Consider the following 24,101-nt stretch of genomic DNA (forward strand, 5'->3'; position numbering starts at 1 on the left):
GGTTCGGCAGGGTTCAATAATGGTTCAGCGCAGGGCCAGCCACCAGGCGGCTACATCGGCAGCAAAGCGGTCGGTGTATCGCGCTGTCAGTTCGTCTGCGTCGGCCGGGGCTGCTTGTGTTCGAGTCGGCGCCAGATCACCGGCGCCTTCGATCGGGTCGACCCATTCGAGTCGGATGTCGGCAACCAGTTCGCCCAATTGTGGAGAGGCGACCTCATGATGATCGCTGGTTTGATGCGCAATGAATGCTCGATGATCGCAGAAGCTGAGCAACGTGTAGTACGTGCCGGGTACGGCGCCACGCCAGTACTCGTAGCGCACGACGCCGGTTTCCAACGAGTGCGTCCGTTCGTGAAGCGTGCGGGCAATCGTCTCGAACCGTGCTTCGCAGCCAGGATTCACGGTGATGTGAGCCAGCAGCGTCGCCATTGCGCCATGGTAGGCAACCGTGGCCAGTGATATCGATCTGTTCGACCCCGCGACGCAGGAAAGCTGGTTTCCGACCTATCGACGGCTGCATGCCGAAGCACCCGTCTTCCAGATCCCGGGGACAACCACCTACGTCGTCAGTCGATATGCCGACGTCATGCACGTGCTCCGCCACCAGGACGTCTTCCCGAGTGGCACCGGCTTGACCAACCGTCACGCGGGCGCCGTGCAGGTCTACCAGGACCGCGGGTGGGACCGTATTGCGCCCCTGTCGGTCAATCCACCGGAGCATCGCGAGTACCGCAAACTCGTCGACCATTTCTTCGACGCCACCGGGAGCGCGCTGTACGCCGAGACGATCCAGGCGGTGATTGACGAATTGATCGACAGCTTCCTGGATGACGGCCAGGCCGACTTCATGCAGGCGTTTGCCCTGCCCCTGCCCGTGCGGATGATCACGCGTCTTCTCGGATTTCCCGATGAAGACATCGACCGACTCAAGGCGTGGTCGACAGCCTGGGTGCTGCCGTTCTCCGGCGGGCTCACCGACGAGCAGCAGGTGTGGGTCGCCGAGCAGGTCGTCGAGTTCCAGACCTACATCCAAGAACGGCTCGACGAGAAGCGCCTCACACCTGGCGACGACGTGTTGTCGAAGCTGTCCGTCGCCCGCTACAACGACGAGCGGCCGCTCACCGACCCCGAGATCATCTCGATCATCGACCACCTGTACATCGGCGGCAACGAAACCACCACGTTTGCACTGGCGTCGGCAGTGTGGATCCTGCTCCGCGAACCTGGTTTGTACGAGCGGGTGCGCGATGACCGGTCGCTGGTCGTGCCGTTTCTCGAGGAGTCGATGCGGCTCGAATCACCGACGCAGGGCCTCTACCGTCGCGTCGCCCGAGACACCGAATTGGCCGGCGTCGCGCTCCCGGAAGGAGCGACGGTGCACATTCGCTATGGCGCAGCGAACCGCGACGGCGACATGTTCCCCGACCCCGACAACGTCGACCTCGAACGACCAAACATGCTGCGGCATGTGGCGTTCTCACTTGGAGAACATCGCTGCCCCGGCGAAGGTTTGTCGCGTCTCGAGCAGCGCATGGCGCTGAACACGATCCTCGACCGACTCCCCGGCCTGCGGCTGTCGGCCGACAACGACTTCACGCACGCGCCAGGTTTCGTGCTCCGCGCACTCAACCGACTGAACGTCGCTTGGACACCCTCAACGTGAGGGCATGACAAAACCGTCGACGATCACGGCCCGACCGTTCTCGACCGCGCCGAGGCGGATGCCCACAACAGCTTGATACTCGTCGGATTCGTAGGCGGCGAGTGCCGCTTCCTTCGTCGGATACTCGATCACGACGGTCTGTGCGCCCGGCGTGCCTTCTTTCGTAACCGATGCCCCGTCGAGCACGAGGACGTTGCCCCCGCCACCCATGATCGGCATCGACTGTTTCTGGTAGGAGCGGTACGCGTCGGCATCGACGACGTCGTAGTTGGCAATGAGGTAAGCAGTCATGGTCTTCTCCGTCTGAATTGGATAGTGAGGTTGATGATGAATGGCGCGTGGATTGGCAACCGGGTCAACTCGTTGGCCGAGTGCTGCGCTCTGGGTACCCGTCGGGCGGCAGCGCACTGATCGGGCCGTGCAGCGCGTGCCCTCCGTCGACGTAGAGGCATTCGCCGGTGATGTACGACGCGGCAGGCGATGCGAGAAACACCACGGCATTGGCAATGTCGGACGGGCGACCAGGAAACGGCAGGGGCACACCCGACATGTCGGCGCCGACTTCGTCGTCGTACGTCGCCTCCCATCCGTCGGTGCGAAACGCTCCTGGGGCCACGCAGTTGACGCGCACTGCCGGACCCCATTCATAGGCCAGCGTCTTGGCCAACTCGACGACACCGGCACGGGCCGCGGCGCTATGAGCAATCCCTGGCAACCCTCGGCCAACGATGGCGACGATTTGGACGATGTTGCCACCGTGACCGTCGAGCATCTGGTTGCCAAACACCTGAGTCATTGCCCAGGTGCCGTTGAGGTTGAGGTCGATCACACTGTTCCAACCATTCGGGCTGTAGTCACGAGCCTTCTGTGGAAATTGACCACCAGCGTTGTTGACGAGAATGTCGACGTCGTGACGACCTGCGAGCGCTTCAATCGTCGACCGATCGCGGATGTCAACGAGATCAACATCGACGGGATTTCCCGTGGCGGCGGAGATCTCTGCAGCGGCCACGTCGAGACGCTCTTTGCGTCGCGCCGCGATGACGACGTCGGCTCCTGCAGCCGAGAGCCCTTCGGCAATCGCGCGGCCCAATCCGCTCCCTCCGCCGGTCACGAGCGCTGTCTTGCCCGCGAGCAGCGAGGAGGCAAACGGGCGCTCGGTCATGCCGTCCATCATGGTCGATGGTGCGGCTCAAGTTCGGGTCCGACCTCGAGGACGATGGCGGCCTCATCGGCAACGGGCTCGGGCGGTTCGGCAGGCGCCAAAATCTTGCGCTGCAACATCTGCCGTGACCCGGCGATGCCTTGGGGAAATCGAACGGCAACGATGATCAGGCCAAGACCGGTGAGCAGGAATTGCGTGTTCGACGCACCGCCACCGAGGATCGCAACGACGAACAGACCCGATGGAGCAAGCAGGCCTCCGATGACCGCCCCAGCAATCGAACCGATCCCACCGAGATACGCGAGCGCCAGGAGCTCCAGCCCATCTTGTGCTTCCAGGCCACCTCCGTTGAAGGTCGTGTTCTTGTACGCGAACATGACACCGGCGACTGCAGCAATGAATGACGCCAGCGACGCGCCGGCCACCTTCGTACGCCCCACGTTGATCCCCGCTGCTGCAGCCGCGCGCTCATTGGATCGAACCGCCAGAAAGCGTCGTCCGAGCCGGCCACGCCGGACCCCGACGACAATGAACGCACACGACACCAACACCACGAGCGAGAAGTACCCGAATCCACGCGCGGGGAACTGGCCGTCACCGACGATGCCAAGGTCGACTCCGGCGATACGGGGCGGTTCCACCGTGGCCATTCCACCGCGTCCAACGAACGTCGGGCTCCGGAAGAACAAGTCGTCGAAAACGACAGCTACCGAGAAGGTAACGATCGCGAACTGAACGCCGCGTACCCGTAGTGCTGGGATGCTGACAAGTGTCCCGACCGCGGTCGTGACAGCGATTGCGACCAGCGGTCCGAGCGGGAACGGCAGGACCGAGCCGAACCGGGACAGCATGAACGCACTGAACCCAGCAAACGACAACTGGGCGAGCGAAACCTGGCCAACGAATCCGGTGAGGACGACCACCGACAGCAGCAGTGTCGCGACGAACATCGACTCCAAGGCGGCGAAGCGGATCGTCGGATCGTTCGCGTTCAACACAATCACAGCGAGCAGGATGGAGCCGCCCCACAGACCCTTGTGCACACGATCCAGCGACATGGGGACCTGAGCACGCTCGACAATGGCCGCTCGGTTCGGCAACGTTCGTCCGAAGATGACGAGCGCTCCAATAATGACGACGAAGGGGACGAGCGAACTGATGCCACCGAGGAAGAAGCGGGGCACCTGCCGCTGGGCGACGATGTGGACGGCAACCGCCTCGAAGCTGCCGATGGCGACGGCAGCAAGCACGGCAACCGGTACCGACCGGAGACGCGCCGCGAGCGCTGCGCCCAGAGCCGGCACGACGAAGAGGCTGAAGTTGTACGGGCTGACCCCGCCAAGAGATGTGCCAACGATCCCGACGACGGCTGCCAGCCCAGAGGCGAACATCCAGTTGTACAACCCGAGACGTGCCGGCTCAAGACCCAACAGGATCGCGCCCTTCTCGTTGACGAACGAGGCACGCGTCGCCAACCCAAACCGGGTGGCCCGATACGTGGCTACCACAACTGCAGCAAGGACGATCACCGTCGCGAGCAGCCAAAGCCGATCGACCGGAAACCGTCGACCGAACAAGTCGACAACGCCCTTGGGCAGGATGCCCGGCGCCCGCAGCGTGACATTGCCGAACGCACGCACCGCCAATGCCTGCAGCATCAGCGTGAGCCCAACCGTGGCAACAAGCATCGTGACGGGTGGCGCGGTCCGTAACGGACGGATGACGACGAGGTAGACCACGCCCGCGACGAGTGATCCGACGGTCATGGCGATCGCTGCAGCGGGTGCGAACCCCAGTGGTTCACCAATGTCGTATCGGCTCGGCACGATGACGACCGGGAGGACGAGATCTCCACGTAACCGAAGCTCTGCGAAGACCATCGCCGGAATCATCGCCAGCGCACCGACGGCGAAGTTCACGACGCCGCTTCCGCGATAGGTGATGATGACGCTCATTGCGAACGCGGCGTACATCGCGCCGGTTCCCACGCCAAGCAAGGCGAAGAATACCCAGGTATTCACGTCGCGACAGCGATGGCCGCCACGCCGTTGCTACACCGCAGCTTCACCGAGATAGCTCGCCTCAAGCACACTTCGGTTTGCTCTGAGTTCTGCTGCCGTGCCTTCGAGGCGGACCTCGCCGTGGTTGAGCACATAGCCGCGATCAGCGACTTCGAGAGCCATGTGGACGTGCTGCTCGACCACGAGGACACCGCAGCCCGTCTCGTCGGCGATGTTGCGAACAATCGGGAGTAGACGCTCGACGATGATCGGTGCCAGACCGAGGCTCATCTCGTCGACAAGAAGGCACTTCGGTTCCGAGACGAGCGCGCGAGCGACAGCCAGCATCTGCTGCTCCCCACCAGAGAGCAGCCCTGCCAGTCGATCACGCAATGGCTTGAGCGCCGGCAGGAGATCCATTGCACGATCGTAAGCAGCTTGTCTCGACGCCCGGTTTCCGGTCAGCCCAAGTCGAATATTCTCATAGACCGTCAGGTCGAAGAACAATGACCGGTCTTCGGCGACATGGGCAAGACCGCGCCGCGGGATCATGTGTGGCCTCGTGCCATCGACCTTTTCGCCCAGCACTTCGACCGTTCCTTCCAACGGAGTCAACAAACCGGACAGCGTCAGCAGGGTGGTGGTCTTACCCGCACCATTCGGGCCAAGCAATGCCACGACCTCGCCCGGCGCCACCGTCAGGTTGAGGTTACGAACGACCGGGATGCCGCCGTAACCGGCGTGCAGGCCACGCACATCGATGAGAAGTTCGCTCATTGGTCCGACTCGCTTTCGGTCATTGTGGAATCGGCAGCGACAGGCGCTCTGGCTGCACTGGCGGCAGCCCCCTCTCGCGCCTGCGACTCACCGGCTGAGTCACCGAGATATGCAGCGATGACCGCTGGATCAGCGCGCACCTCTGCCGCCGTGCCGTGGGCGATGACCCGCCCGAAATCGAGCACGTAGATGTAGTCGCACACGTTGAGCACGAGGCCCATGTCGTGATCGATGAGAAACAAACTCATGTCGTAGTCGAGGAAGTCGCGGAGGTGCTGTCCGAGCAGTTGGCTTTCGGCTGTGTCGAGCCCGGCAGCAGGTTCGTCGAGCAGGACGAGTTTGGGACGAGCTGCGAGCGCCCGGGCGACACTGACGAGTTTGCGTTGACCATGACTCAAGTCGCTCGGCATGGTGTCGGCCCGATCGGTGAGCTTCATCATGTCCATCGCCCACTCGACCTGTTCGACATACTGGCGCTCGTTCCGCCCGGGAAGCGCTATGTCAGTGAGAAACGAATGCCATTTCGGCCGTTCGGCCGCCGCCATCAAGTTGTCGCGAACCGTGAGATCTTCGAACAGTTCGAGCGACTGAAACGTTCGTGTCAGCCCCATCTGGGCTCGCTTGTCGGGTCCGATCCCGGCGAGGTCCTGGCCGTCGAACGTGACGGTTCCCGTCGACACCGGGGTGAATCCCGTGATCGCGTCGATGAAGGTGGTCTTTCCAGCTCCGTTCGGTCCGATCAGGCCGACGAGTTTTCCGGCGTGACAGTCGAGGTCGATCTCGTCATTGGCGTGGAGACCTCCGTAACTGACCGTCAGCCCGCGTGCTTCAAGTAATGCCATGTCATCCCACCTCTGCTGTCATCATGTCACCTACGGCTGGTTCGGCCGGTGCGGCGTCGTGGCTGCCTCGAGGCCCCACGAGCTGTTTGAGGATGGACCAGATGAACAACGCGATCAACGCACCGAGAATCGGCATCCACAACTTGGAGTAGACGTCGCCACTGCGCAGCGGCCAGATGATCCAGCCGACGACGTAGCCAATCAACGCCACCGGACCGAAGTGCCGACCCCAGTTGACCCAGTGTCGCCCCGCTTCACCAAACGATGGCGACAGCGATCCGAGCGAACGGGCAAAGGCGAGGGACACTCCGAACAACAGGATCAGGCTGACCAAAATCCAGACATAGACGTCCTCGATGAACTGCGCCTTGCGGAGCCACACAGCGAAACCAACCACCGATCCTGCGAGCACTGGCTGGACGAGCCGCGCACGCGGGCCGCGATAGGCGGTCCGAATCGTGTCGGCTCCTGGAATGACACTCACCACCCAGTTCCCTGCCTGTCTCATCCCGTGAGCGAAGAACGGTGCCACGCCTTCCGGGTGCACGATTGCCGTGACGATGATCGCAAGGCCACCCAACATCCCGATGTACTTATCGATGTTGGTGCCAGCGAGCATGTAGTTGGACAACGTCGGGATGAGTCCGCCGGCGCTGAGGACAACGCCCGCGAGCAGTGCACCGTTGATCGAGGTGATCCCGGCGAGGTACGCAAACGCCAAGACTCCAAGCCCGGCTCCGTAACCGAAGTTGGCCGACGACACCTCAACCTGTTTGAAGCCGAGCATCACACCGCCGATGCCGGCCAATGCCGAGCTGAGTGCGAAGGCCAAGAGCTTGGAGCGCGACACGCTGATACCCGCCGCTGCTGCAGCACGTTCGTTGGCACGAACTGCCAAGAAGCGTCGGCCGACGCCGGTGCGACGAACATTGGCAACGGCGATGGCACAGAGCGCCAGAAGAATGGCGCCGAAGATGACGAACGCCGGGCGCTCGTTCTGCACGCGTGCACTGCGCGCTCCGATGTCGAGGCCAAAGAACGTCGGTTCTTTGACGTATGCCGGCACGCCGGCACGCAATTGCGTGATGTAGGCGTTCTCGAAATAGACCGACTGGATGGCAACAGCGGCTGCGATGGTGACAACGGCGAGTTGCACGCCGCGTATTCGCACCGCCGGTAATCCCACAATCACGCCGACAATCACCGCCGCTATCACCCCGATCAGTCCTGCGATCGGCCACGGCAGTCCGGGCCCTGTAACGGGCACAAGGTTCGACCCTCGACCGATGCCGTCCGCCATCATGCGCGCCGTAAAGAACGCTGCGATCCCGGCAAAGGTCATCTGGGCCAGTGAAATCTGTCCGGTGTAGCCGGTGATCACCACGATCGACAGCATGATGATCGCCGTCACGATCCCGTTCTGTAGCGAGTTCGCGAACCGTGTGCGGTCACCCGAATTCTCGAACATAAATGCAAGCAGAACCAACGCAGTGACCCACACCACCGAGTGTTCGAAGATGCGTTTCGGGTTCGGTGCCAAGGGCAGGCGGCGTTCGGTGACCGCACCGCGAATGGGAAGTGACTTGCCGCGAACGACCAGCACGACAACGATCACCAGCAAGGGCAGGGCACTGCGAACGCCATTTTGGAGCCATTCGAGGGCCGGGCCGGTGAACCAACTCCCGCGTTTGATGTCGAGCAACGTTTGGACGGCACCGAGCGCCAGACCGCCCGCGACAGCAATCGGCACTGATCGGAGACCGCCGATCAGTGCTGCGGCCAACGCTGGCACGATCAGCGCGGTGAGTCCGATCGGGGTGATGGTCCCCTGGATTGGTCCGACGATGATGACGGCGAGCGTCGCGGTGACCGAGGCAATCACCCAGTTGATTGCGGCGAGCGTCTGCGGGGAGTACCCGAGCAGGACCGCGCCTTTCTCGTTGCCTGCTGCGGCGCGTGTGGCGAGTCCGAAGCGGGTGAAGTGATACCCGGCCCACATCAACACGCCGAGCAAAATTGCGAACCCGATGACGTACAGCGTGTTGCGCGGGAAGGTCTTACCCAGACCCAGGAAGTTCGTGAGAGCTTCCTGCGGGACAATGCTCTTCGGTTGCGGAAACGAATTGCCGAAGTTCAGAAGTGCGACACCCTGGAGATACAGGGCAAGGCCCAGCGACGCAATGACTTTGCCAAGCGGAGCGGCGTTGCGCAGTGGACGAAAGACCAGGAAGTGAGCGCCCAGCCCGAGCAGCGCAGCCATGGCCAACGCCAAGATGAGCGACGGAATCATTGGCCAGCTTCCGTCGGCGGCGAGGGTGATGCGAACCGGAACGTTCAAGGAGTTCGTGGGGAGGAAGTCGACCCACGGGAAGAAAAGCTCACCGCGGTTCCACGCTGTGTCGAACGTGAAGATCCCGTACATCGCAAGCGCGCCATGGGCGAAGTTGATGACGCCGGATCCCTTGTATGAAATAACCAGCCCGGCGCCGAGCATGGCGTACAGCGAACCTATTCCGAGGCCCAGCATGAGGTTAAAAATGATGTCGTTCACGCAGTGCCCCCACGGATGCGTCGAATTGGATGAATGGGTATTGAGGTCGGGGCGCACCTCACGGTGCGCCCCGACACTCGGTGTTCGGTCACAACGTCACCTCATGTGACGCTCGATGACTCTGGAATTACTTCGGTCCGGGGCGGAGTGCCGTGCCAGCGACAAGGTCGAGACCGTTGAGACGGTCGACGACCGTGACGATCTTCTCCCCATCCCACTGGCCGACCGAGATCGACGAACCACACACCGAGACATACGGCGCTGGTGCGCTGTTGCAGTTCAGCGGAGAGTTGCCGAACGACGGCGCAGACCCATCGGTAGCAGCGTAGGCATCGGCCAACGCCTGGCCGGTGACGTCACCGTCGATGGTCTGGCTGAGCTCCCAGATCGACATGATCGCCGAGAAGCCTTGGCCAGCAAAGCCCTTGAAAAGGTCGTCTTCGCTCAGGCCGTACTCCAGACCCTTGGTCTGGTACGTCGTGGCATTGTCGAGTTGCTGACCTTCGAGCCCATCGAGTGGTGCGAGAATGCCATTTTCCGTGCCGGTGAGGTAGATGCCCTTGGCGAGATCGCCAGCGGCCTTCATGGCAGTGAAGTCGATGCAGGCACCAGACAGGACGAGTGGTGTCTGCTCAGTGGTCCAGCCGAGACGACCCATTGCGTCGACCAGGTTCCAGCAGTCGGCGCCCTGACCCGAAAACACGATCACATCTGCACCGAAGTCGAGGACCTCGGTTGCCTGTGGCGTGGCATCGGGAAGCGCCGGAGCGACGGGCACACCAATGTGGGTGAGGCCGGGCTTCGAGCCTGCACGAGCCGCAGCACCGGGCTCAGAGCCGTTGATCACGTCGAGCGGCTTCGCTTCGAGGTCGTTGTAGCAGACCACGCCGGGAGGCGTGTCGGCCCACGGAACGGCGACCTTCTGCACGTCGATGCCTTCGAGGGCTTCGATCTCATTCGTCGCGAACTCGATCAGGCCGGTGTGGACACCGAGGCAGCCGCCGCCTGCGCCGATGGCGAAGACGCCGGGCGAGGTGAAGTCGGCAATCGTGATCGGTGTAACCGCAAGCACTGGGATGCCAGAGCCCTGGTAGATCGCGTAGTGATTACCGAAGAAGTTGATCGTGGAGATCGCGAGGTCGACGCCGTCAGCAGACAGCTCATTGGCGCACCGCTGCGAGTCGTCGGGTGACACGATCGACTTACACAGGACGATTTCAATTGGACGCCCATTGAGACCGCCGAGTTCTGTGTTCACATATTCGGTCGCGGCCTGCATGGCAAGCGAGAACTCGGGGAACGATCCGTTCGGGTCGCCTTCGAGGTTCTGCACGCCGATGCGGAACGGCTCACCAGTCGCCTCACCCGAGGGCGCTGCGGTGGTGTCGGCTGGCGCGTCAGCAGTGGTGTCGGCTGGCGCCTCAGCAGTGGTGTCGGCTGGCGCGTCAGCGGTGGTGTCGGCTGGCGCCTCAGCAGCCGTTGCGGCTGGTGCGTCGGTCGCCGGCGAGCTGGCATCGCTGCTGCCGCAGGCCGCGGCAACCAACGCAAAACCGAATACGCCGGCGAGCAAACGCCGGGAACGTATCTTGGAGCGTGAAATCATTGGAACGTGTCCCCCTGTGTTGATGTGAATCCGCCGATTCCCCTGGGAGTCTGCGGCACAACCGCTGAAGCGGTGTGCGATGAAACTAACCGAGCGATTGTTTAGCAAACGAGTCGGACGTCACACCACAGGAATTATTTTCCCCTCCGAGCAGTGCTGCGACCTGGCAGTGACGTCGTACAAATCGCGGGCAATTCTCGTGTGTCGGCTCTTCACGCTTCGCCGGCTGTGTCAGCTGTGTAGTGGATGCCCGGGATGCCGGCACTCATTGCTTCGTACCAATCCGGTCGCGGCTGGATGCCTTCGTAACCGACACCGACCCGAGGCGCTGTATCAGCATTCCAGGCTTGATGGATGGGTGGGATCTGGTAGTAGCCGTTCGACGCATTGGTGCCACCGTCGACGTTGAGATCGTGACCAGTCACATAGCTCGCCGCGTCAGACGCAAGGAACATGACCGGTTGCACGATCTCGTCGAGTTCGCCGATCCGACGCATTGGAGTGCGCGAGGCAATCCACTTGTCCATACCCATGCCCTCGAGCGCTGGCCGCACCATCTCGGTCACGATAAATCCGGGTGACACTGCATTGACTCGCACGCCCCGGTCGGCCCACTCGCATCCGAGCTGCAGCGTGAGGTTTCTCAACGCGCCTTTCGCCGCGGTATACGCGATCACGTTCAACTCGTTGGCGCCATGACCCATGATCGAACAGATGTTGACGATCGAACCACCGCCCGACTCGAGCATGTGCTTACCAACATCGCGCATGAACATGAACGCGCCGTTGAGGTCGATCGACATGATCCAGTTCCATGTCTCCATGTCGAACTGCTCCGGGGCGATGCCGCGCATATCGCTGACGCCGGCATTGTTGACGAGCGCGTCAATCTTCCCGTGCGCTTCGATTCCCTTCGCAACCACGCGTGCCACGTCCTCCTCGACCGAGACATCGCCCGGCACCACGGTGACGGTGCTGCCCATCGACCGGCAGACATCGGCAACCGCTTCAAGCAAGTCAGCCGAACGTGCCGTGAGGATCAGGTCAGCACCTGCTTTTGCGAAGCCGTGAGCGAATCCCTCCCCCAAGCCCATCGATGCGCCGGTAATGAGGACCGTCTTGCCAGTGAAATCAAACATCTTTGCCTCAAATTCTGTAGTAGTCGGTTGCTGGTCGGTTGAGCCGTGTGATCTTGTCGGCGGTCGTCAGGTGCGCACCAGTCGCCCTGGTCGGGCACCGGTGTCTTTGTCGTGGTCACGCGTCATCACTCCGTTGCACATCGTTGCGAGGTATCCCGACACCGGCTGGATGAGCCGAGTGCCACCGGCCGGCAAATCGTGATGTGCGACCGGCGCCGATACCGAGAGGTTCTCGTGGTCGATCACATTGACGTCGGCGCGCATTCCCGCCTCGAGCGTTCCACGATCTTGGAATCCATAGAGCTGAGCGTTGCGCGATGTCTGCTTGTGGACAACGAACTCGACCGGGAGCTGCTCACCCTTCTTGCGATCGCGCGCCCAATACGTGAGCTGAGTCGTTGGCATCGTGCCGTCGCAGATCAACGTCACGTGGGCACCCGCATCACTGAGACCTGTGACGGTGTTCGGGTCGAGCAGCATTTCGCGCAGCACGTTCATACGTTCCGCAATGTCGACCGTGCTGAGTGATGCAAAACGCGTCCCACCGTCTTCGAGCATGAAGTCGTAGAGATATTCAATCGCGTCACGACCGGCTGCCTTGGCGAGCGCTCCGAGCGTCTCGCCAATGTCGGGTTCGTAGTCGACAGGGCTCGAGAGCGGATACATCACGGGAGCAGCACGCTGGAACAGCCCGTACACGTTCTCCATCGAGCCGGGAGCTTCCGGCCGAATGTCGTCTTCTTCGAGCAAAGCGGCCTTTACAGACGGATTGCGCATCGCTGTCACCCGCTCGGCCAACGGCAGATGAGCAAGCGTATTGAGGTAGGTCGGCTTGCGCATGAACGCGTGGTATGCGCTCAGGCCGGTGAGAAAACCGATCGGCCGGGAGGCCACCTGCGGATACATCTGGGCTCCTGCGGCGTTCGCCTCGGCCGTCATCCGCAGAATTTGCCGCCAGAGATCCGGGTCGTAGTCGGGCGACTGCACCAGCGTGAAGGTGACAGGCCGGCCGCTTGCGATCGAGAAGCGACGCATCAAGTCATGCTCGGCCTCTTGCGTCGTGCGTTCGCCGCCGAGGGCGTCGAGCTTGCCGACGGTCCCGGCCGGAATCATTTCGAACACACCTTTGCCGACCTTGCGCATCTCGTCGGCGATAGCGAGCAGTTCGGCATCGGCTGCAAACGTGCCCGGAACGGGTTCGCCCCACAACGAGCGATGACCAATCGTGCGTGATGTGCTGAACCCCACGGCGCCGGCCGACATTGCGTCAGCCACAATCGCTCCCATCGCAGCCATGTCCTCTGCAGTTGCGTCTTCGTTCAATCGGCCGCGCTCACCCATTGCGAAAAAGCGGACCGCCCCGTGCGCAATTTGGGCGCCAACATCGAGCGCGTATTCACGGCCAGCGACATAGTCGAGGTAGTCGGGGAATGATTCCCAAGAGCCCCACGCCATTCCTTCGTGCAACGCAGCTCCGGGGATGTCTTCGACACCTTCCATCAGTTCGATCAGTGCATCCTCAGCGCCGGGCTTCACCGGGGCGAACCCCACACCGCAGTTACCCATGACGACTGTGGTCACCCCGTTGTGCGATGACGGTGCCAACTCGGAGTCCCAACTGACCTGGCCGTCGTAATGCGTGTGCACGTCGATCCAGCCCGGCGTGACCAGTGCTCCGTCGGCGTCGATCGTGCGGCGCGCAGCCTGGGTGATCCGACCGCCGACCTCGATGATCAGGCCATCGCGAATCGCGACATCGCCCACGACCGGAGCCGCACCTGTCCCGTCGACGACGGTGCCGTTCTTGATGACGATGTCAAACATGGCGCTTGTCTCCCGTTGCTCACAGACTCTGATGTGCTGTCAATGATCACCGAGAGAACAGTCCTGGCCGTTACCGGACGGCCGACCGCCGTCAGGCACCGGCCTCACGGTTTGTCCGGACGAGCCAGGAACGGGCTCTCACCCTCACGCCGCAATTCGTGGGCGCGTCGCCACGTTGCGAACGCCTGCAAGATGCGCGGCGGATCGCCGTGTATCTCGGTGAAGCCACCATTGAGCTCGCGCGTGTCGAAGTAGGCCGCGTCAACGCCGTCGGCATACAGGCGACAGGCCGGTTCGAATCCGAGTCGCTCGAGCCGCTGAAATTCGCCCTCAAAGTCATTGACGAGAATCGCGAGGTGGTGGTATCCCTCATCGCCGGCTGCGTACATGTCGCGGTAGATAGAAGGCGTCTCATCGTGTTGCTGGATGAACTGGATCATCGTTTCGCCGAGATAGCCGAACGCGTAGGACACGTCGGCTTCCTGATCGGTTCCACGGTAGGTGAACCGGTCGCAGCGGTGGTGCGGCGACCGCACGAACGGCCCTGCGCCGAACGTGTCCGACCACTTCAGAATCGCCGTATCGAGGTCGTTGACATACCAGGCCTGCTGGAAGATCGGAAAGGACGTCAGTAATGTCATATTCGGTGTCTTTCTCCGGGAACGCTTTGCCTACAAGTTCGGGTTGACAAGCACTTTGGTTTGATCGCTGGTTCCGCTCGCGAGGTCAGCCAGAGCATCGGCGAAGCCAGCGAGGCTCACCGTCGACGTGTGGAGCGGCTCGACCACGATGCGACCATCAGCGATCATCCCCATCGACATTTCGAATTCCTCGTGGAAGTAGGCGAGCGCTGACGTGACGGAGATCTCTTTGATGAGCCACGTGCTTGGGTTGATCGGAGCATCGCCGTCGGCAAGCCCGATCAGACACATTGAGCCTCCGCGACGTGCCATGTCAACGGCAGACTGCACTGCGAAGGAACGACCGACACATTCATAGACGATGTCCGCACCAAGACCGTGGGTGAGTTCTGCGATTAACTCCTTTGCTTCCTCACCCGGAGCAACCGCATGGTGCGCCCCGAGCGCCCGAGCGAGATCACGGCGTTGTGGGTTCGGCTCAACGACAATCACCTTGCCGGCACCAGCTGCACGAACCCACTGCATTGTGCCCAACCCAATGGGGCCCGCACCCTGCACGACCGCGATATCGCCCAATCGGAGATCACTGACACGAACAGCATGGAAGGCAACCGTGATCGGCTCAACTTGGGCAGCCTGCTCGTCAGTCAGCCCGGGATCGGTCTTCACCACACGTGCCGCAGCGACTGCGATGTGCGGCGCGAATCCGCCGTGCGGCGGGGCGAGTTCATCACGGCCGAGCGTCGACAGGAACACCACTTGGCATCGGTCGGCCTGGCCGCGTCGGCACGCCGTGCACGATCCACAAGACGGCGCTGCTGCCACCACGACGCGGTCACCTTCAGATACCGAAGAGACATCGGCGCCCCGTGCCGAAATCGTGCCCGACCATTCATGTCCGCAGATCGCGGGGTTGTACGCGCGTCCTGACTGATAGGCGTGAATGTCGGTTCCACAGATGCCGCAGAACGCAACGTCGACAACGACACCGGTCGCAGCCGGAGTCGGGTGTGGGAACTCAACCATCTCGACGGTTTCTTTGCCAGTGATCAACGCTGCATACATCTTGGACCGTCCTTCGGTTCGCTTGAGTGGCGGAGCACCTTGTCATACTGGCCAATCGTCATGCACCAACACGAAGCCAGCAGGAGCCAACCATGAGTCTCATCGTCGTCGAAGCAGCAATCACCATTGCCGATCCCTCAACACGTCAACAACTGATCGACCGTTCAGCACCGATCCAGAAGGCGACTCGCGACGATGAGCCGGGATGTCTTGTCTACTGCTTCGCGCCCGACCCGTGCCAAGACGATCTGATCCAGGTCTACGAACTCTGGGAATCCGAAGAAGCGCTCACCGCCCACTTCGACCATCAGAACTACTTCGACATGCGCACGATGCTGAACGACGGCGGACTCACCGGCGCAGTCAGTCGCAAGCACCGCGTCGACGCGTCGGCCCCGGTGTACAACGCTGATCGAACTCCGACCGCCGACTTCGGGTGAGCGGCAACGCGCCAGCTGCCCGGACAATTCTACGTCGTCCCGTCGCTGTCGTTTTTGACTTCGGGGGCGTGTTGATCACCTCGATCACGAAGCAGATCGGCATGGTCGCTGCCACACATGACGTCGCTGCATCCGTGATGCATGAACTGTTGCTCGGGCCTCGCGAGAGCGGCATGCATCCGTGGCACCGCGCTGAGCGAGGCGAGATTGCCATCGCTGACATCCAAGGTCTGCTCGAACCCTGGGCCGCAACCGCTGGCGTGCAATTACATGGTGACGAGATCGGCCGGCTCCTTGCCGCCGGCGAGTACACCGTCGTCGACGAGATGGTCGCCCGCGTCGGCACACTCCGCGACAACGGCCACCGCACGGCGCTCTTGACCAACACGTTTGCCGAGTTCCGTCCGACGATGGAACGCGACATCGACCTGACGATGTTCGACGCGGTCATCGAGTCATTCGCCGTTGGAGCGCGCAAGCCGGAACCGGCGATCTACGAAGCAACCGCTGCGATGCTCGGTGTCGACCACGAAGCAATCGTCTACCTCGACGATTTCGAGCAGAACCTGGAGGTCCCGAAGATGTTGGGATGGCGGACGATTCTTGTTGCCGACCCACTCGTCGCCCTCGCGGCGCTCGATGCCACCGTCAGCGTCTGATCTTGACCCCGCACCCCCTGATCGCGACCGAGCAGACTTCTCAACCGTGACGAATGGCCTCCGGTAGCGACATAAAGTCACCATGTGATCAATAATGGTGAGATGACAACCACCGAACAACCTGCCTCGATACCCGACGCGCGCTCCCCTGGTGTCACCTATCAAGATCTCCTGGACGCCGACACGCACCCGGTGCCCGACGTACTCCGACTGGAATCACCGCGCTACCTCGGCAGCGACGACATCCCGAAAGAGCGATACACATCGCGCGAATGGCACCGTCGCGAAGTCGATCAGTTGTGGAGCCGCGTCTGGCAGTTCGCTTGCCGCGAGGAACACATTCCCGAGTCCGGCGACTACATCGTCTACGACATCGCTGAGCTGTCGTACCTCGTTGTTCGTCAGACGGACGGCACGATCAAGTCGTATCCGAACGCGTGCCTCCATCGAGGCCGTCAGCTGAAGGAATACGACGGTCACTGTTCAGAGATCCGCTGTCCGTTCCATGGATTCGCGTGGGACCTCTCCGGCAACCTCGCTGATGTACCAGCAGCTTGGGACTTCCCGCACGTCGACCAACGACCTGACGATTTCACGCTCCCCGAGTGCAGTGTCGACACGTGGGCCGGGTTCGTCTTCATCAACCCCGATCCCAATGCAGCGTCGCTCGCTGAGCATCTCGGCGAGATCGTCGAGCAGTTTGAAGTGTGGGATCTTGGCGACCGCTACGTCGAGGCCCACGTCTCACGAATCATCGAAGCCAATTGGAAGATTGCTCAAGAGGCGTTTTGTGAGGCCTACCACGTCAACGCAACGCACCCGCAGATCCTGGCATACCTCGGCGACGTCAACAGCCAGGTCGATGTCTGGGACCGCTGCTCGCGGGTGATCACTCCGGGCGGCACCCCGAGCCCACTGCTCGACGGCGAAATATCTGAGCAAGACATGCTGCGTGGCATGCTCGACGTACGCGTCGACCAAGAGGCGCCACTCACACTGCAAGAGGGACAAACAGCACGGGCGGTTCTCGCCGCAATGTCTCGCGACCGGTGGCGGCCAGCGGCCGGGGACGCAGTCGACCAAATGAGCGACTCCGAAATGATGGACTCGATCGACTACACAATCTTCCCCAACATGCATCCATGGGGCGCGTTCAACCGCATCACGTACCGCTTCCGACCAAACGGTGATGACCATCGAACGTCGATCATGGAGGTCTTCTTGCTCGCTCCGTTTGCCGGCGATCGACCGCCTCCAGCAAAGGAGCACAAGCTTGGCGTCGTCGATCCGTGGACAGACGCCCCCGAGCTCGGCATGCTCGGCAAGGTCTTCGAGCAAGACGTGTTCAATATGACGAAGGTGCAGAAGGGTCTGGAGACGACTCGCAAGGCTGGCGCCACATTCTCGAACTATCAGGAATCAAAGATTCGTTGGCTGCACCATTTGTTCACCGAGTGGATCGGCGACGATGTCCCCGACACCCAGGTATCGGTCAGCCGAGGTCGGTCATGAACGGCATCGTCCACCCGTTCACCGGAGCCCTGCACGAACAGGACGGCAAGGGCAACATCCAAGTCACGCTCGACGGGACAGTCGGCATCTTCGGCACCGATGGCCATTGGATTTCCGGTGAACTGCGCGAGTGCGACCCGCAGCTCTGCGGCTGGGTCGGCGGCCCACAGATCGCCAACCATCGCGTCAACTCCCAGCAGGGTGTCTGAACGTGAGCATGCTGAACGGGCGTACCGCCGTGATCGTCGGTGGTCACAGCGGATTCGGTGAGGCCATCAGCCGGGCCTTTGCCAAAGAAGGCGCGAAGGTCGTCATCGGCGCACGGCGGGCCGACATCGTCGAAGCCGTTGCGTCCGACATCGGCGGGCTCGGCACCACCTGCGACATCACCGACGACCAAGACGTGCAGGCACTGGTGGCGTTCGCCGTCGAAAAGACCGGACGACTCGACATTTTCGTCAACTGCGCCGGCTACGAGCAGTCGACCCCGATTGCCGACCTCACACCGGAAAAGCTGACGGCGATGCACGCGGTACAGATCCACGGCGCGATGTACTGCATTCGGCATGCGGGTAACGCGATGCGTCAACTTGGCAACGGCGGGTCCTTCGTCTCGATCAGTTCGCTCACGGCCCACAACCCGGCGAACGGACTCGCCGCGTACGCAAGCGCGAAATCGGGCCTTGAGTACGCCACCAAGATCGCCGCCGTCGAGTACGGAGATGCGAACATTCGCTTCAACGCGATCGCTGCGTCGTTGATCGAGACCCCGATGACATCGCGCGTTTTCGGCATCGCGCCCGCGATCCAAGCGGTCGTCGAAATGACGCCGCTCGGACGGATGGGTTCGGTTCAAGACATCGCCAACGCGGCGCTGTACCTGTGCTCGGACTGGGGCTCCTACGTCACCGGCCAGACGCTGTGCGTCGATGGCGGTGCATCTCTTCTCGCGCTGCCGACACCGCAGATGTACGCCGATGTTGCCCGTCGCTGGAGCGAAGCGCAGGCCTGAGCCCACTCACTTGTCGGCGGTGCGGACTACGACCACTCGTTCCAACGGATGAATTCTTCAGCAGGCGGGCGCTTGGCCAACTTGAAGTCAGTGCCGATCGTGTAGGCGACTGGGAAGAGTCCGGCCTGGCTGTATTCGTCGTATGGAATGCCCAGTAGTTCGGCCACGTCTCGTTCGTTCTGCAGGTGGAGTGATGTCCACGCGGACCCGAGGCCCCGCTCGCGGAGCGCGAGCATGAAACTCCACACCGCAGGGAGGACGCCTCCCCATCGTGATGCCTGGCGCCACGACGGAGTCCCTTCGTCCATCCTGTCGGCAAGGAGCGGAATGACGTGCACTGGTACCTCGTGGAGGTGCGCGGCCAAGTGGCGGGCCGATTGGTTGACGCGATCGGCCTGCGAGCCTGGCTCCGGCGCATCGGCACCGACGTAGGCGGCCTCGAAGTTGGTGCGATAGATGTCGGCAATCGCACGGCGCTTGTCGGCATCTTCGATGATCATCCAGCGCCACCGCTGGGAGTTCGATCCTGTGGGCGACTGATGCGCGATCTCGATGCACTCGACCAGGGTGCGGCGCGGCACTGGGCGAGTGAGGTCGAGGCGCTTGCGGACACTGCGGGTGGTGGTCAGCACCTCATCGGCACTCAGGCCGAGCTTGCTGATTGGTTGGTCGGTCATGAGCTCTGGTCAGCGTTCGCCGTCATCCACTCGGCCGTGGCCTTACCCAACTTCCCTCCGTCATATCCGATGCGCTGGGTTGGCTCGACCTCAAGGATGACACGTCGCGGCGAGTCGAGGAACTTGGCGAAGACCGCACGTCGTTCTGGATCCTCCTGGATCGCTGCAGCGAGCGCCGGGTAGAACCACTCCTTGGTTGCCTGGTCGTCGCGGATTGTGCACGTCCCCTTGTACGTGACGGTCTTGTTGCGGGCCATCTTGGAGCCGGTCGAAGTGACAACGATGCAGACTCGGGGGTCGCGGCGCACGGCGCTAATCCGGGCTCGCTGGCTCGAAGCAGTGAGCCAGAACTTTCCGTCAAGGAAGACGTACGACATGATCACGCCGACCGGCCACCCTTCCTTGTTCGACCAGATAAAGGTGCACTCGTTCTGGGCATCGAGCATTTCGGCTTCGACATCGTCGTCGAGTCCGTACACCGTGACGTCTTCGTAGTTTTCGGGATGTTCGCTCATGGTCGAACGCTAGAGGTCCGCGGCAAGATGAGACGATGCGGAACCAATCAAACGGTTAATTTCTTCGGCGCTGCCCGCAAGCTCTCAGGCAAGCGTAAATCGCAGCGGCAGTTCCTTCATCGGGAAAAGGATGAAGCTCGGCTCGTGGACCGCCCCCTCGAACGGACGAGCGAGCTCAATCGACGACGTGCGTTCAATCCAGTGTGTGAAGGCCGTGGTCAGTTCCTGGCGAGCAAGCGCGGCACCGACACAGAAGTGGGGGCCGGCACCGAACGCCAGGTGCTTCGTTGTTTCACGATCAAGATCGAAGTCGGCAGCGCGGTCGAACACCGCTTCATCACGGTTCGCCGCGGCGTAGCGGACCATCACTATTGAGCCCTCGGGGATCACGACGCCGCTCACTTCGACGTCTTGAGTTGCTGTCCGCACGAGCCCCTGTACCGGGCTCTCGAAGCGGAGCATTTCCTCGATAAACGCAGGGATCAACGACAGGTCGGAACGCAGGCGGTCCTGCACGTCGGGGCGTCGGGTGAGTAACCACATGCCATGGTTCAGCGCGCTCGTCGTCGTTTCGAAGCCACCGGTGATCAACTGATGCATCAGGTTCTGCAACTCAGCGACCGTCAGCTGTTCGGCGTTGTCTTCGCCCTCGTGCGCATGGACCAGGGTCGAGATGAGATCATCGGATGGTTCCGCTCGACGCTGCTCGAACACAGCGGCGAGATGATGCTGCGCTTCGAGTTCGACCTCAGCGGTTTCCAACAGCTCGGCTTCGGTGAGTGGACGCATCGAGAGCGCCAGCATCGCATGCGCCCACCTGTTGAAACGGTGGATCTCGGATCGATCGAGACCGAGCTGCTCGGCGATCACGATGCCCGGCAACGGCATGGCGTAATCCAGGTTGAATTCGCAGTGACCGGCGCCGATCAGCCCGTCGATCAACTCCGTGCTGATCTCCTCGATCTGTGGCGCGATGGCCTTGATCTGTCTGGGGAGAAACGCCTTACCGACAAGCCGCCGATACGCCGTGTGTTCGGGTGGGTCGCACCGCTGAAGTGTCTCGACGTGCGGCCACCCGCGCAAGCGCAAGATCTCACGGTAGCGGCGGGCATTATCGACCTGTAATCCCTTTTTCGCGCCACCGGCCCGGCCGCTGTTCGAAAATAGGTCGGGCCGAGTCAACACGAATCGGACGTCTTCGTATTTCGTCACCATCACCCCGCCGATTTCGGGCATGGGAAAGACGGGGCACTGGGCGTGGAGTTCGTTGTAAAAGTCCCACGGGTCGTCCTGGACCGCGGGATCGAGAATGGTGCGATCGACGGGACACGCCATCGCAGCGATCCGATCGTCGATGGTCACATCGGATGCTGTGGAGTCGGAAGACATAGTGAACAGTCTTTCAGTTTCTGTTTCGCCAGCACGGGCCGAAGATCGATCAGTCCGTACGGTTACACAATGCAGGTACCCGAACGATTGTTGTCACTGGCGGCCGGCGTCTGTCTTGAGACCGGGCCAGCTGACTTCGTCGAGGCTTGTGCGGCAGCGGGGTGGGCGGCGTGTGGCCTCTGGTTCGACGCGGCAACGTGGACGGACGCAACAACGTCCGAGGTGCGGCGCCGACTCGACGACACCGGCCTGATCGCACTCGACATGGAGCCGGTCTTTGTCACGCCCAACGGCGACTTCGGCGACCGGATGGTGGATGCAGCGGCGTCAGTCGGCGCACGGAACCTCCTCATCGTCTCACGGGGTGTGGATGACGCCCGCTTCGCTCACCGATTCGGCGAGTTGTGCGATTTGGCTGCACCGCACGGCATCGGGTGCAGCGTCGAATTCATGCGGTTCATGTCGGTGCAGGATCTGCCACAGGCTCTGAGCGTTCTCGACGCCACCCAGAGGCCGAACGCCGGCGTGCTCATCGACAATCTGCACCTCGCCCGAACGGGTGGGTCGGTCGACGACGTTGGCGCCGTTGCGCCCGAGCTGCTGGCCTATGCGCAGCTCTGCGACGCGCCGTACGCCGCTCCGGTCGATCTCTACAGCGAGGCAATCGATGGGCGCGCCGTTCTTGGCGCCGGAGGGCTCCCGATACGAGAGCTTGTTGCCGTCTTCCCTGCGCACACCGCGCTGTCGATGGAAATCAGATCGTCGGCGTTGCGATCGGCATTTCCCGATGCGACCGAACGGGCCCGCCACGTTCTCGAGACGTCGCTGAAGGTATTGCGCCCAGGTCCGCCGCGGCGATGACGCGCGATGACGCGCGTTTCCGGTTTCAGTTGTCGGTCTTAGTTGCCGCCGGCGACGATGATCGTCTGACCCGTCACCCAACTGCCTGCGTCGCTGGCAAGGTAAACGGCAGTCGAACCCATGTCGTCGGGCGTGCCGAGCCGCTTCAGAGGGATGCGCTTCTGCGCCATTTCTTCGAGCGCTGCTTGATCTGTGTCGAGCGCCGTCATCATCACCTCGGTCGGGACGTATCCAGGCGAGATCCCGTTGACACGAATCGACGGCGCAAGCTCGAGCGACAGCGTCTTCGTCAGCGAATTGACGCCTGCTTTCGCCGCCGCATAGTGGCCGCTACCGGGCACCCCGCGGTCGCCTGCAGGCGACGAGATGTTGATGATGGTGCCACCTTCGGTCATCCGTTCGGCGGCGATCACCGAAGCCATCCAAACTGCCGTCAAGTTGAGGCTGAGACAAGCGTCCCACGCCTCCTCGTCGAGTTCGCTGAGCGGTGAGCGCAATGGCGATCCGCCGGCGTTGTTGACCCACACATGCAGTCCACCAAACGTCTCGACTGCTGCATCCGCGAGCGCGACAAGGGCCGCTCGGTGCGTCACATCGGTGGGCACAGCCAGAGCCTGCCCACCATCCGCCACGATCTCGTCGACCACGCGCTGCACTCGGTCGACGTGTCGTGCTGCAACAACGACCGACGCCCCCGCGGCCGCGAGGTTCTTGGCGATTCCTTCGCCGATGCCCTGGCCGCCACCGGTGACGACCGCGACTTTTCCGTTGAGGTCAAATGAATGCATGTTGTAGCTCCGAGATGATGGCCGACTGGCCGAGATGATGGCCGACTGGCCGAGATGATGGCCGACTGGCCGAGATGACAGACGGATCGACGGCCGGAGCCGTCAGCTCGCCTGCTGGATGACCTGTTCGCCAAACTCGCTGAGGCGATCGAGTCCTTCGGTGCCTGCAAACGCAAACGCCGGCACCATGATTCGGTCGACACCGATCTCACGAAGTTGCTCGACGCCAGCCTGCGGGTTCCTCATGTGGGCACCGAACATCGCGTTGATGCCGATACTGCTCGGGTCGCGGCCCGCCGCATCTGCACCTTGGCGGACTCGTGTAACGAGGCCGCTCAATCGCTCGGCGTCGCCCTCGCCTGGGAAGTAGCCATCAGCGAGCCGAACGGCACGAGAAATCGCAGCCTCGGAATCTCCGCCGACGAGCACGGGAATGCGTTCTTGGATCGGACGCGGGCTGCACGTGACAGGCGCAAAGTCGACGAAGTCACCATGAAACTCGGCGTGCGGCCCAGCCCACAGCGCACGCATCGCCTCGATGTATTCGTCGTTCCGCGCGCCACGGCGTTCCCACGGCACTCCGAGCGCATCGAATTCTTCGCGCAACCAACCGACGCCAAGCCCGAGTTCGACGCGGCCTCCCGAAAGCTGGTCCAGCGTGGCCAGTTCCTTGGCCAGGATGAGCGGATTGCGTTGCGGCACGATCAAAATACATGTGCCGAGGCGCATGGTCGGCGCCGCCGCCGCCGCGAACGCCAACCAGATCAGGGGATCCGGGATGGGGGTCTCGGGTTCGGCCGGGATCTTGCCGTCAGCGGTGTACGGGTACCGCGAGTCGATCGTGCTCGGCAGAATCACATGCTCGCCTCCCCACAGCGATTCGAAGCCAGCGGCCTCGGCACGTCGACAGATCTCCAATGCCGAATCGTGCCCGACCGCAATACTGCTCGCAAATGCCAGCCCAAATTTCATCGAGAC

General features: G+C 62.3%; 24 protein-coding genes. 7 read left to right on the plus strand and 17 right to left on the minus strand.

All coding sequences use genetic code 11. From position 1 onward, the window contains the following. Positions 1–24: 24 nt before the first annotated feature. Positions 25–429 (minus strand): putative quinol monooxygenase, encoded by a 405-nt coding sequence (locus tag ACH2EI_RS15100; protein ID WP_395153626.1) that lies wholly within the window; start codon positions 427–429, stop codon positions 25–27. Positions 430–448: 19 nt separating this feature from the next. Between ACH2EI_RS15100 and ACH2EI_RS15105 the strand changes: the two genes are divergently transcribed. Continuing rightward, positions 449–1,663, plus strand: a complete 1,215-nt coding sequence (locus ACH2EI_RS15105; RefSeq protein ID WP_395153625.1) for a cytochrome P450 — start codon at positions 449–451, stop codon at positions 1,661–1,663. Here ACH2EI_RS15105 and ACH2EI_RS15110 read toward each other — a convergent pair. The 11 genes from ACH2EI_RS15110 to ACH2EI_RS15160 all read right to left on the minus strand — a co-directional run bounded on the left by ACH2EI_RS15110 (position 1,655) and on the right by ACH2EI_RS15160 (position 15,270). Continuing rightward, positions 1,655–1,954, minus strand: coding sequence for a DUF1330 domain-containing protein (locus ACH2EI_RS15110; protein WP_395160643.1), 300 nt, complete (start codon positions 1,952–1,954; stop codon positions 1,655–1,657). The genes ACH2EI_RS15105 and ACH2EI_RS15110 overlap by 9 nt on opposite strands. Positions 1,955–2,018: 64 nt before the next feature. Continuing rightward, on the minus strand, positions 2,019–2,828 hold the full coding sequence (locus ACH2EI_RS15115; protein WP_395153624.1) for an SDR family oxidoreductase: 810 nt from the start codon (positions 2,826–2,828) through the stop codon (positions 2,019–2,021). Between the two features lie 8 nt (positions 2,829–2,836). Next, on the minus strand, positions 2,837–4,849 hold the full coding sequence (locus ACH2EI_RS15120) for an ABC transporter permease (protein WP_395153623.1): 2,013 nt from the start codon (positions 4,847–4,849) through the stop codon (positions 2,837–2,839). 30 nt (positions 4,850–4,879) lie between these two features. Next, positions 4,880–5,605 (minus strand): ABC transporter ATP-binding protein, encoded by a 726-nt coding sequence (locus ACH2EI_RS15125; RefSeq protein WP_395153622.1) that lies wholly within the window; start codon positions 5,603–5,605, stop codon positions 4,880–4,882. Then, positions 5,602–6,447: an ABC transporter ATP-binding protein gene (locus tag ACH2EI_RS15130; protein WP_395153621.1), complete on the minus strand. Its 846-nt coding sequence runs from the start codon at positions 6,445–6,447 to the stop codon at positions 5,602–5,604. Before ACH2EI_RS15130 ends, ACH2EI_RS15125 begins: the two co-directional genes overlap by 4 nt. Before the next feature lies 1 nt (position 6,448). Continuing rightward, the gene (locus ACH2EI_RS15135; protein ID WP_395153620.1) at positions 6,449–8,998 is read right to left on the minus strand and encodes an ABC transporter permease; all 2,550 of its coding nucleotides are present in this window, start codon (positions 8,996–8,998) and stop codon (positions 6,449–6,451) included. A gap of 127 nt (positions 8,999–9,125) precedes the next feature. Beyond that, on the minus strand, positions 9,126–10,568 hold the full coding sequence (locus ACH2EI_RS15140; RefSeq protein ID WP_395160645.1) for a hypothetical protein: 1,443 nt from the start codon (positions 10,566–10,568) through the stop codon (positions 9,126–9,128). Positions 10,569–10,813: 245 nt separating this feature from the next. Then, positions 10,814–11,740, minus strand: a complete 927-nt coding sequence (locus ACH2EI_RS15145) for an SDR family NAD(P)-dependent oxidoreductase (protein WP_395153546.1) — start codon at positions 11,738–11,740, stop codon at positions 10,814–10,816. A 66-nt stretch (positions 11,741–11,806) separates the two neighbouring features. Then, on the minus strand, positions 11,807–13,564 hold the full coding sequence (locus ACH2EI_RS15150; RefSeq protein ID WP_395153547.1) for an amidohydrolase family protein: 1,758 nt from the start codon (positions 13,562–13,564) through the stop codon (positions 11,807–11,809). Between the two features lie 104 nt (positions 13,565–13,668). Continuing rightward, positions 13,669–14,205: a VOC family protein gene (locus ACH2EI_RS15155; RefSeq protein ID WP_395153548.1), complete on the minus strand. Its 537-nt coding sequence runs from the start codon at positions 14,203–14,205 to the stop codon at positions 13,669–13,671. A 30-nt stretch (positions 14,206–14,235) separates the two neighbouring features. After that, on the minus strand, positions 14,236–15,270 hold the full coding sequence (locus tag ACH2EI_RS15160; RefSeq protein ID WP_395153549.1) for a zinc-binding dehydrogenase: 1,035 nt from the start codon (positions 15,268–15,270) through the stop codon (positions 14,236–14,238). Between the two features lie 92 nt (positions 15,271–15,362). Here ACH2EI_RS15160 and ACH2EI_RS15165 point away from each other — a divergent pair, with 92 nt between their 5' ends. The 5 genes from ACH2EI_RS15165 to ACH2EI_RS15185 all read left to right on the plus strand — a co-directional run bounded on the left by ACH2EI_RS15165 (position 15,363) and on the right by ACH2EI_RS15185 (position 18,893). Next, positions 15,363–15,710, plus strand: coding sequence for a putative quinol monooxygenase (locus ACH2EI_RS15165; RefSeq protein WP_395153550.1), 348 nt, complete (start codon positions 15,363–15,365; stop codon positions 15,708–15,710). Continuing rightward, the gene (locus ACH2EI_RS15170) at positions 15,707–16,369 is read left to right on the plus strand and encodes an HAD family hydrolase (RefSeq protein WP_395153551.1); all 663 of its coding nucleotides are present in this window, start codon (positions 15,707–15,709) and stop codon (positions 16,367–16,369) included. Before ACH2EI_RS15165 ends, ACH2EI_RS15170 begins: the two co-directional genes overlap by 4 nt. A gap of 102 nt (positions 16,370–16,471) precedes the next feature. Beyond that, positions 16,472–17,881: an SRPBCC family protein gene (locus ACH2EI_RS15175; protein WP_395153552.1), complete on the plus strand. Its 1,410-nt coding sequence runs from the start codon at positions 16,472–16,474 to the stop codon at positions 17,879–17,881. Continuing rightward, the gene (locus ACH2EI_RS15180) at positions 17,878–18,090 is read left to right on the plus strand and encodes a hypothetical protein (RefSeq protein ID WP_395153553.1); all 213 of its coding nucleotides are present in this window, start codon (positions 17,878–17,880) and stop codon (positions 18,088–18,090) included. Before ACH2EI_RS15175 ends, ACH2EI_RS15180 begins: the two co-directional genes overlap by 4 nt. Positions 18,091–18,098: 8 nt before the next feature. Then, complete coding sequence (locus ACH2EI_RS15185) at positions 18,099–18,893, plus strand: SDR family NAD(P)-dependent oxidoreductase (RefSeq protein ID WP_395153559.1); 795 nt, start codon at positions 18,099–18,101, stop codon at positions 18,891–18,893. Between the two features lie 26 nt (positions 18,894–18,919). On the opposite strand, the gene ACH2EI_RS15190 is transcribed toward ACH2EI_RS15185, so the two are convergent. From ACH2EI_RS15190 to ACH2EI_RS15200, 3 genes are all read right to left on the minus strand, one after another. Continuing rightward, positions 18,920–19,570 (minus strand): nitroreductase family protein, encoded by a 651-nt coding sequence (locus ACH2EI_RS15190; RefSeq protein ID WP_395153554.1) that lies wholly within the window; start codon positions 19,568–19,570, stop codon positions 18,920–18,922. Further along, positions 19,567–20,085, minus strand: a complete 519-nt coding sequence (locus ACH2EI_RS15195; RefSeq protein WP_395153555.1) for a pyridoxamine 5'-phosphate oxidase family protein — start codon at positions 20,083–20,085, stop codon at positions 19,567–19,569. Before ACH2EI_RS15195 ends, ACH2EI_RS15190 begins: the two co-directional genes overlap by 4 nt. Before the next feature lie 84 nt (positions 20,086–20,169). Beyond that, positions 20,170–21,474 carry a cytochrome P450 gene (locus ACH2EI_RS15200; protein ID WP_395153556.1) on the minus strand — a complete coding sequence of 435 codons (1,305 nt, stop codon included), beginning with the start codon at positions 21,472–21,474 and terminating at the stop codon, positions 20,170–20,172. 69 nt (positions 21,475–21,543) lie between these two features. Between ACH2EI_RS15200 and ACH2EI_RS15205 the strand changes: the two genes are divergently transcribed. Continuing rightward, positions 21,544–22,335 (plus strand): sugar phosphate isomerase/epimerase family protein, encoded by a 792-nt coding sequence (locus tag ACH2EI_RS15205; RefSeq protein WP_395153557.1) that lies wholly within the window; start codon positions 21,544–21,546, stop codon positions 22,333–22,335. Positions 22,336–22,373: 38 nt separating this feature from the next. Here ACH2EI_RS15205 and ACH2EI_RS15210 read toward each other — a convergent pair whose 3' ends face one another. Then, on the minus strand, positions 22,374–23,123 hold the full coding sequence (locus ACH2EI_RS15210; RefSeq protein ID WP_395160647.1) for an SDR family NAD(P)-dependent oxidoreductase: 750 nt from the start codon (positions 23,121–23,123) through the stop codon (positions 22,374–22,376). A gap of 102 nt (positions 23,124–23,225) precedes the next feature. Then, on the minus strand, positions 23,226–24,095 hold the full coding sequence (locus ACH2EI_RS15215; RefSeq protein ID WP_395155019.1) for an LLM class F420-dependent oxidoreductase: 870 nt from the start codon (positions 24,093–24,095) through the stop codon (positions 23,226–23,228). Positions 24,096–24,101: the final 6 nt, after the last annotated feature.

It is taken from the genome of Ilumatobacter sp. (assembly GCF_041688325.1).
In the GTDB taxonomy this organism is placed as follows: Bacteria; Actinomycetota; Acidimicrobiia; order Acidimicrobiales; family Ilumatobacteraceae; genus Ilumatobacter_A.

Bases quoted from the DNA above. Each gene is read 5' to 3' on its own strand.
- ACH2EI_RS15100 (WP_395153626.1), bottom strand. From the start codon at position 429: ATGGCGACGCTGCTGGCTCACATCACCGTGAATCCTGGCTGCGAAGCA.
- ACH2EI_RS15110 (WP_395160643.1), bottom strand. From the start codon at position 1,954: ATGACTGCTTACCTCATTGCCAACTACGACGTCGTCGATGCCGACGCG.
- ACH2EI_RS15115 (WP_395153624.1), bottom strand. From the start codon at position 2,828: ATGACCGAGCGCCCGTTTGCCTCCTCGCTGCTCGCGGGCAAGACAGCG.
- ACH2EI_RS15125 (WP_395153622.1), bottom strand. From the start codon at position 5,605: ATGAGCGAACTTCTCATCGATGTGCGTGGCCTGCACGCCGGTTACGGC.
- ACH2EI_RS15130 (WP_395153621.1), bottom strand. From the start codon at position 6,447: ATGGCATTACTTGAAGCACGCGGGCTGACGGTCAGTTACGGAGGTCTC.
- ACH2EI_RS15145 (WP_395153546.1), bottom strand. From the start codon at position 11,740: ATGTTTGATTTCACTGGCAAGACGGTCCTCATTACCGGCGCATCGATG.
- ACH2EI_RS15150 (WP_395153547.1), bottom strand. From the start codon at position 13,564: ATGTTTGACATCGTCATCAAGAACGGCACCGTCGTCGACGGGACAGGT.
- ACH2EI_RS15155 (WP_395153548.1), bottom strand. From the start codon at position 14,205: ATGACATTACTGACGTCCTTTCCGATCTTCCAGCAGGCCTGGTATGTC.
- ACH2EI_RS15160 (WP_395153549.1), bottom strand. From the start codon at position 15,270: ATGTATGCAGCGTTGATCACTGGCAAAGAAACCGTCGAGATGGTTGAG.
- ACH2EI_RS15165 (WP_395153550.1), top strand. From the start codon at position 15,363: ATGAGTCTCATCGTCGTCGAAGCAGCAATCACCATTGCCGATCCCTCA.
- ACH2EI_RS15175 (WP_395153552.1), top strand. From the start codon at position 16,472: ATGACAACCACCGAACAACCTGCCTCGATACCCGACGCGCGCTCCCCT.
- ACH2EI_RS15180 (WP_395153553.1), top strand. From the start codon at position 17,878: ATGAACGGCATCGTCCACCCGTTCACCGGAGCCCTGCACGAACAGGAC.
- ACH2EI_RS15185 (WP_395153559.1), top strand. From the start codon at position 18,099: ATGCTGAACGGGCGTACCGCCGTGATCGTCGGTGGTCACAGCGGATTC.
- ACH2EI_RS15190 (WP_395153554.1), bottom strand. From the start codon at position 19,570: ATGACCGACCAACCAATCAGCAAGCTCGGCCTGAGTGCCGATGAGGTG.
- ACH2EI_RS15195 (WP_395153555.1), bottom strand. From the start codon at position 20,085: ATGAGCGAACATCCCGAAAACTACGAAGACGTCACGGTGTACGGACTC.
- ACH2EI_RS15200 (WP_395153556.1), bottom strand. From the start codon at position 21,474: ATGTCTTCCGACTCCACAGCATCCGATGTGACCATCGACGATCGGATC.
- ACH2EI_RS15205 (WP_395153557.1), top strand. From the start codon at position 21,544: ATGCAGGTACCCGAACGATTGTTGTCACTGGCGGCCGGCGTCTGTCTT.
- ACH2EI_RS15210 (WP_395160647.1), bottom strand. From the start codon at position 23,123: ATGCATTCATTTGACCTCAACGGAAAAGTCGCGGTCGTCACCGGTGGC.
- ACH2EI_RS15215 (WP_395155019.1), bottom strand. From the start codon at position 24,095: ATGAAATTTGGGCTGGCATTTGCGAGCAGTATTGCGGTCGGGCACGAT.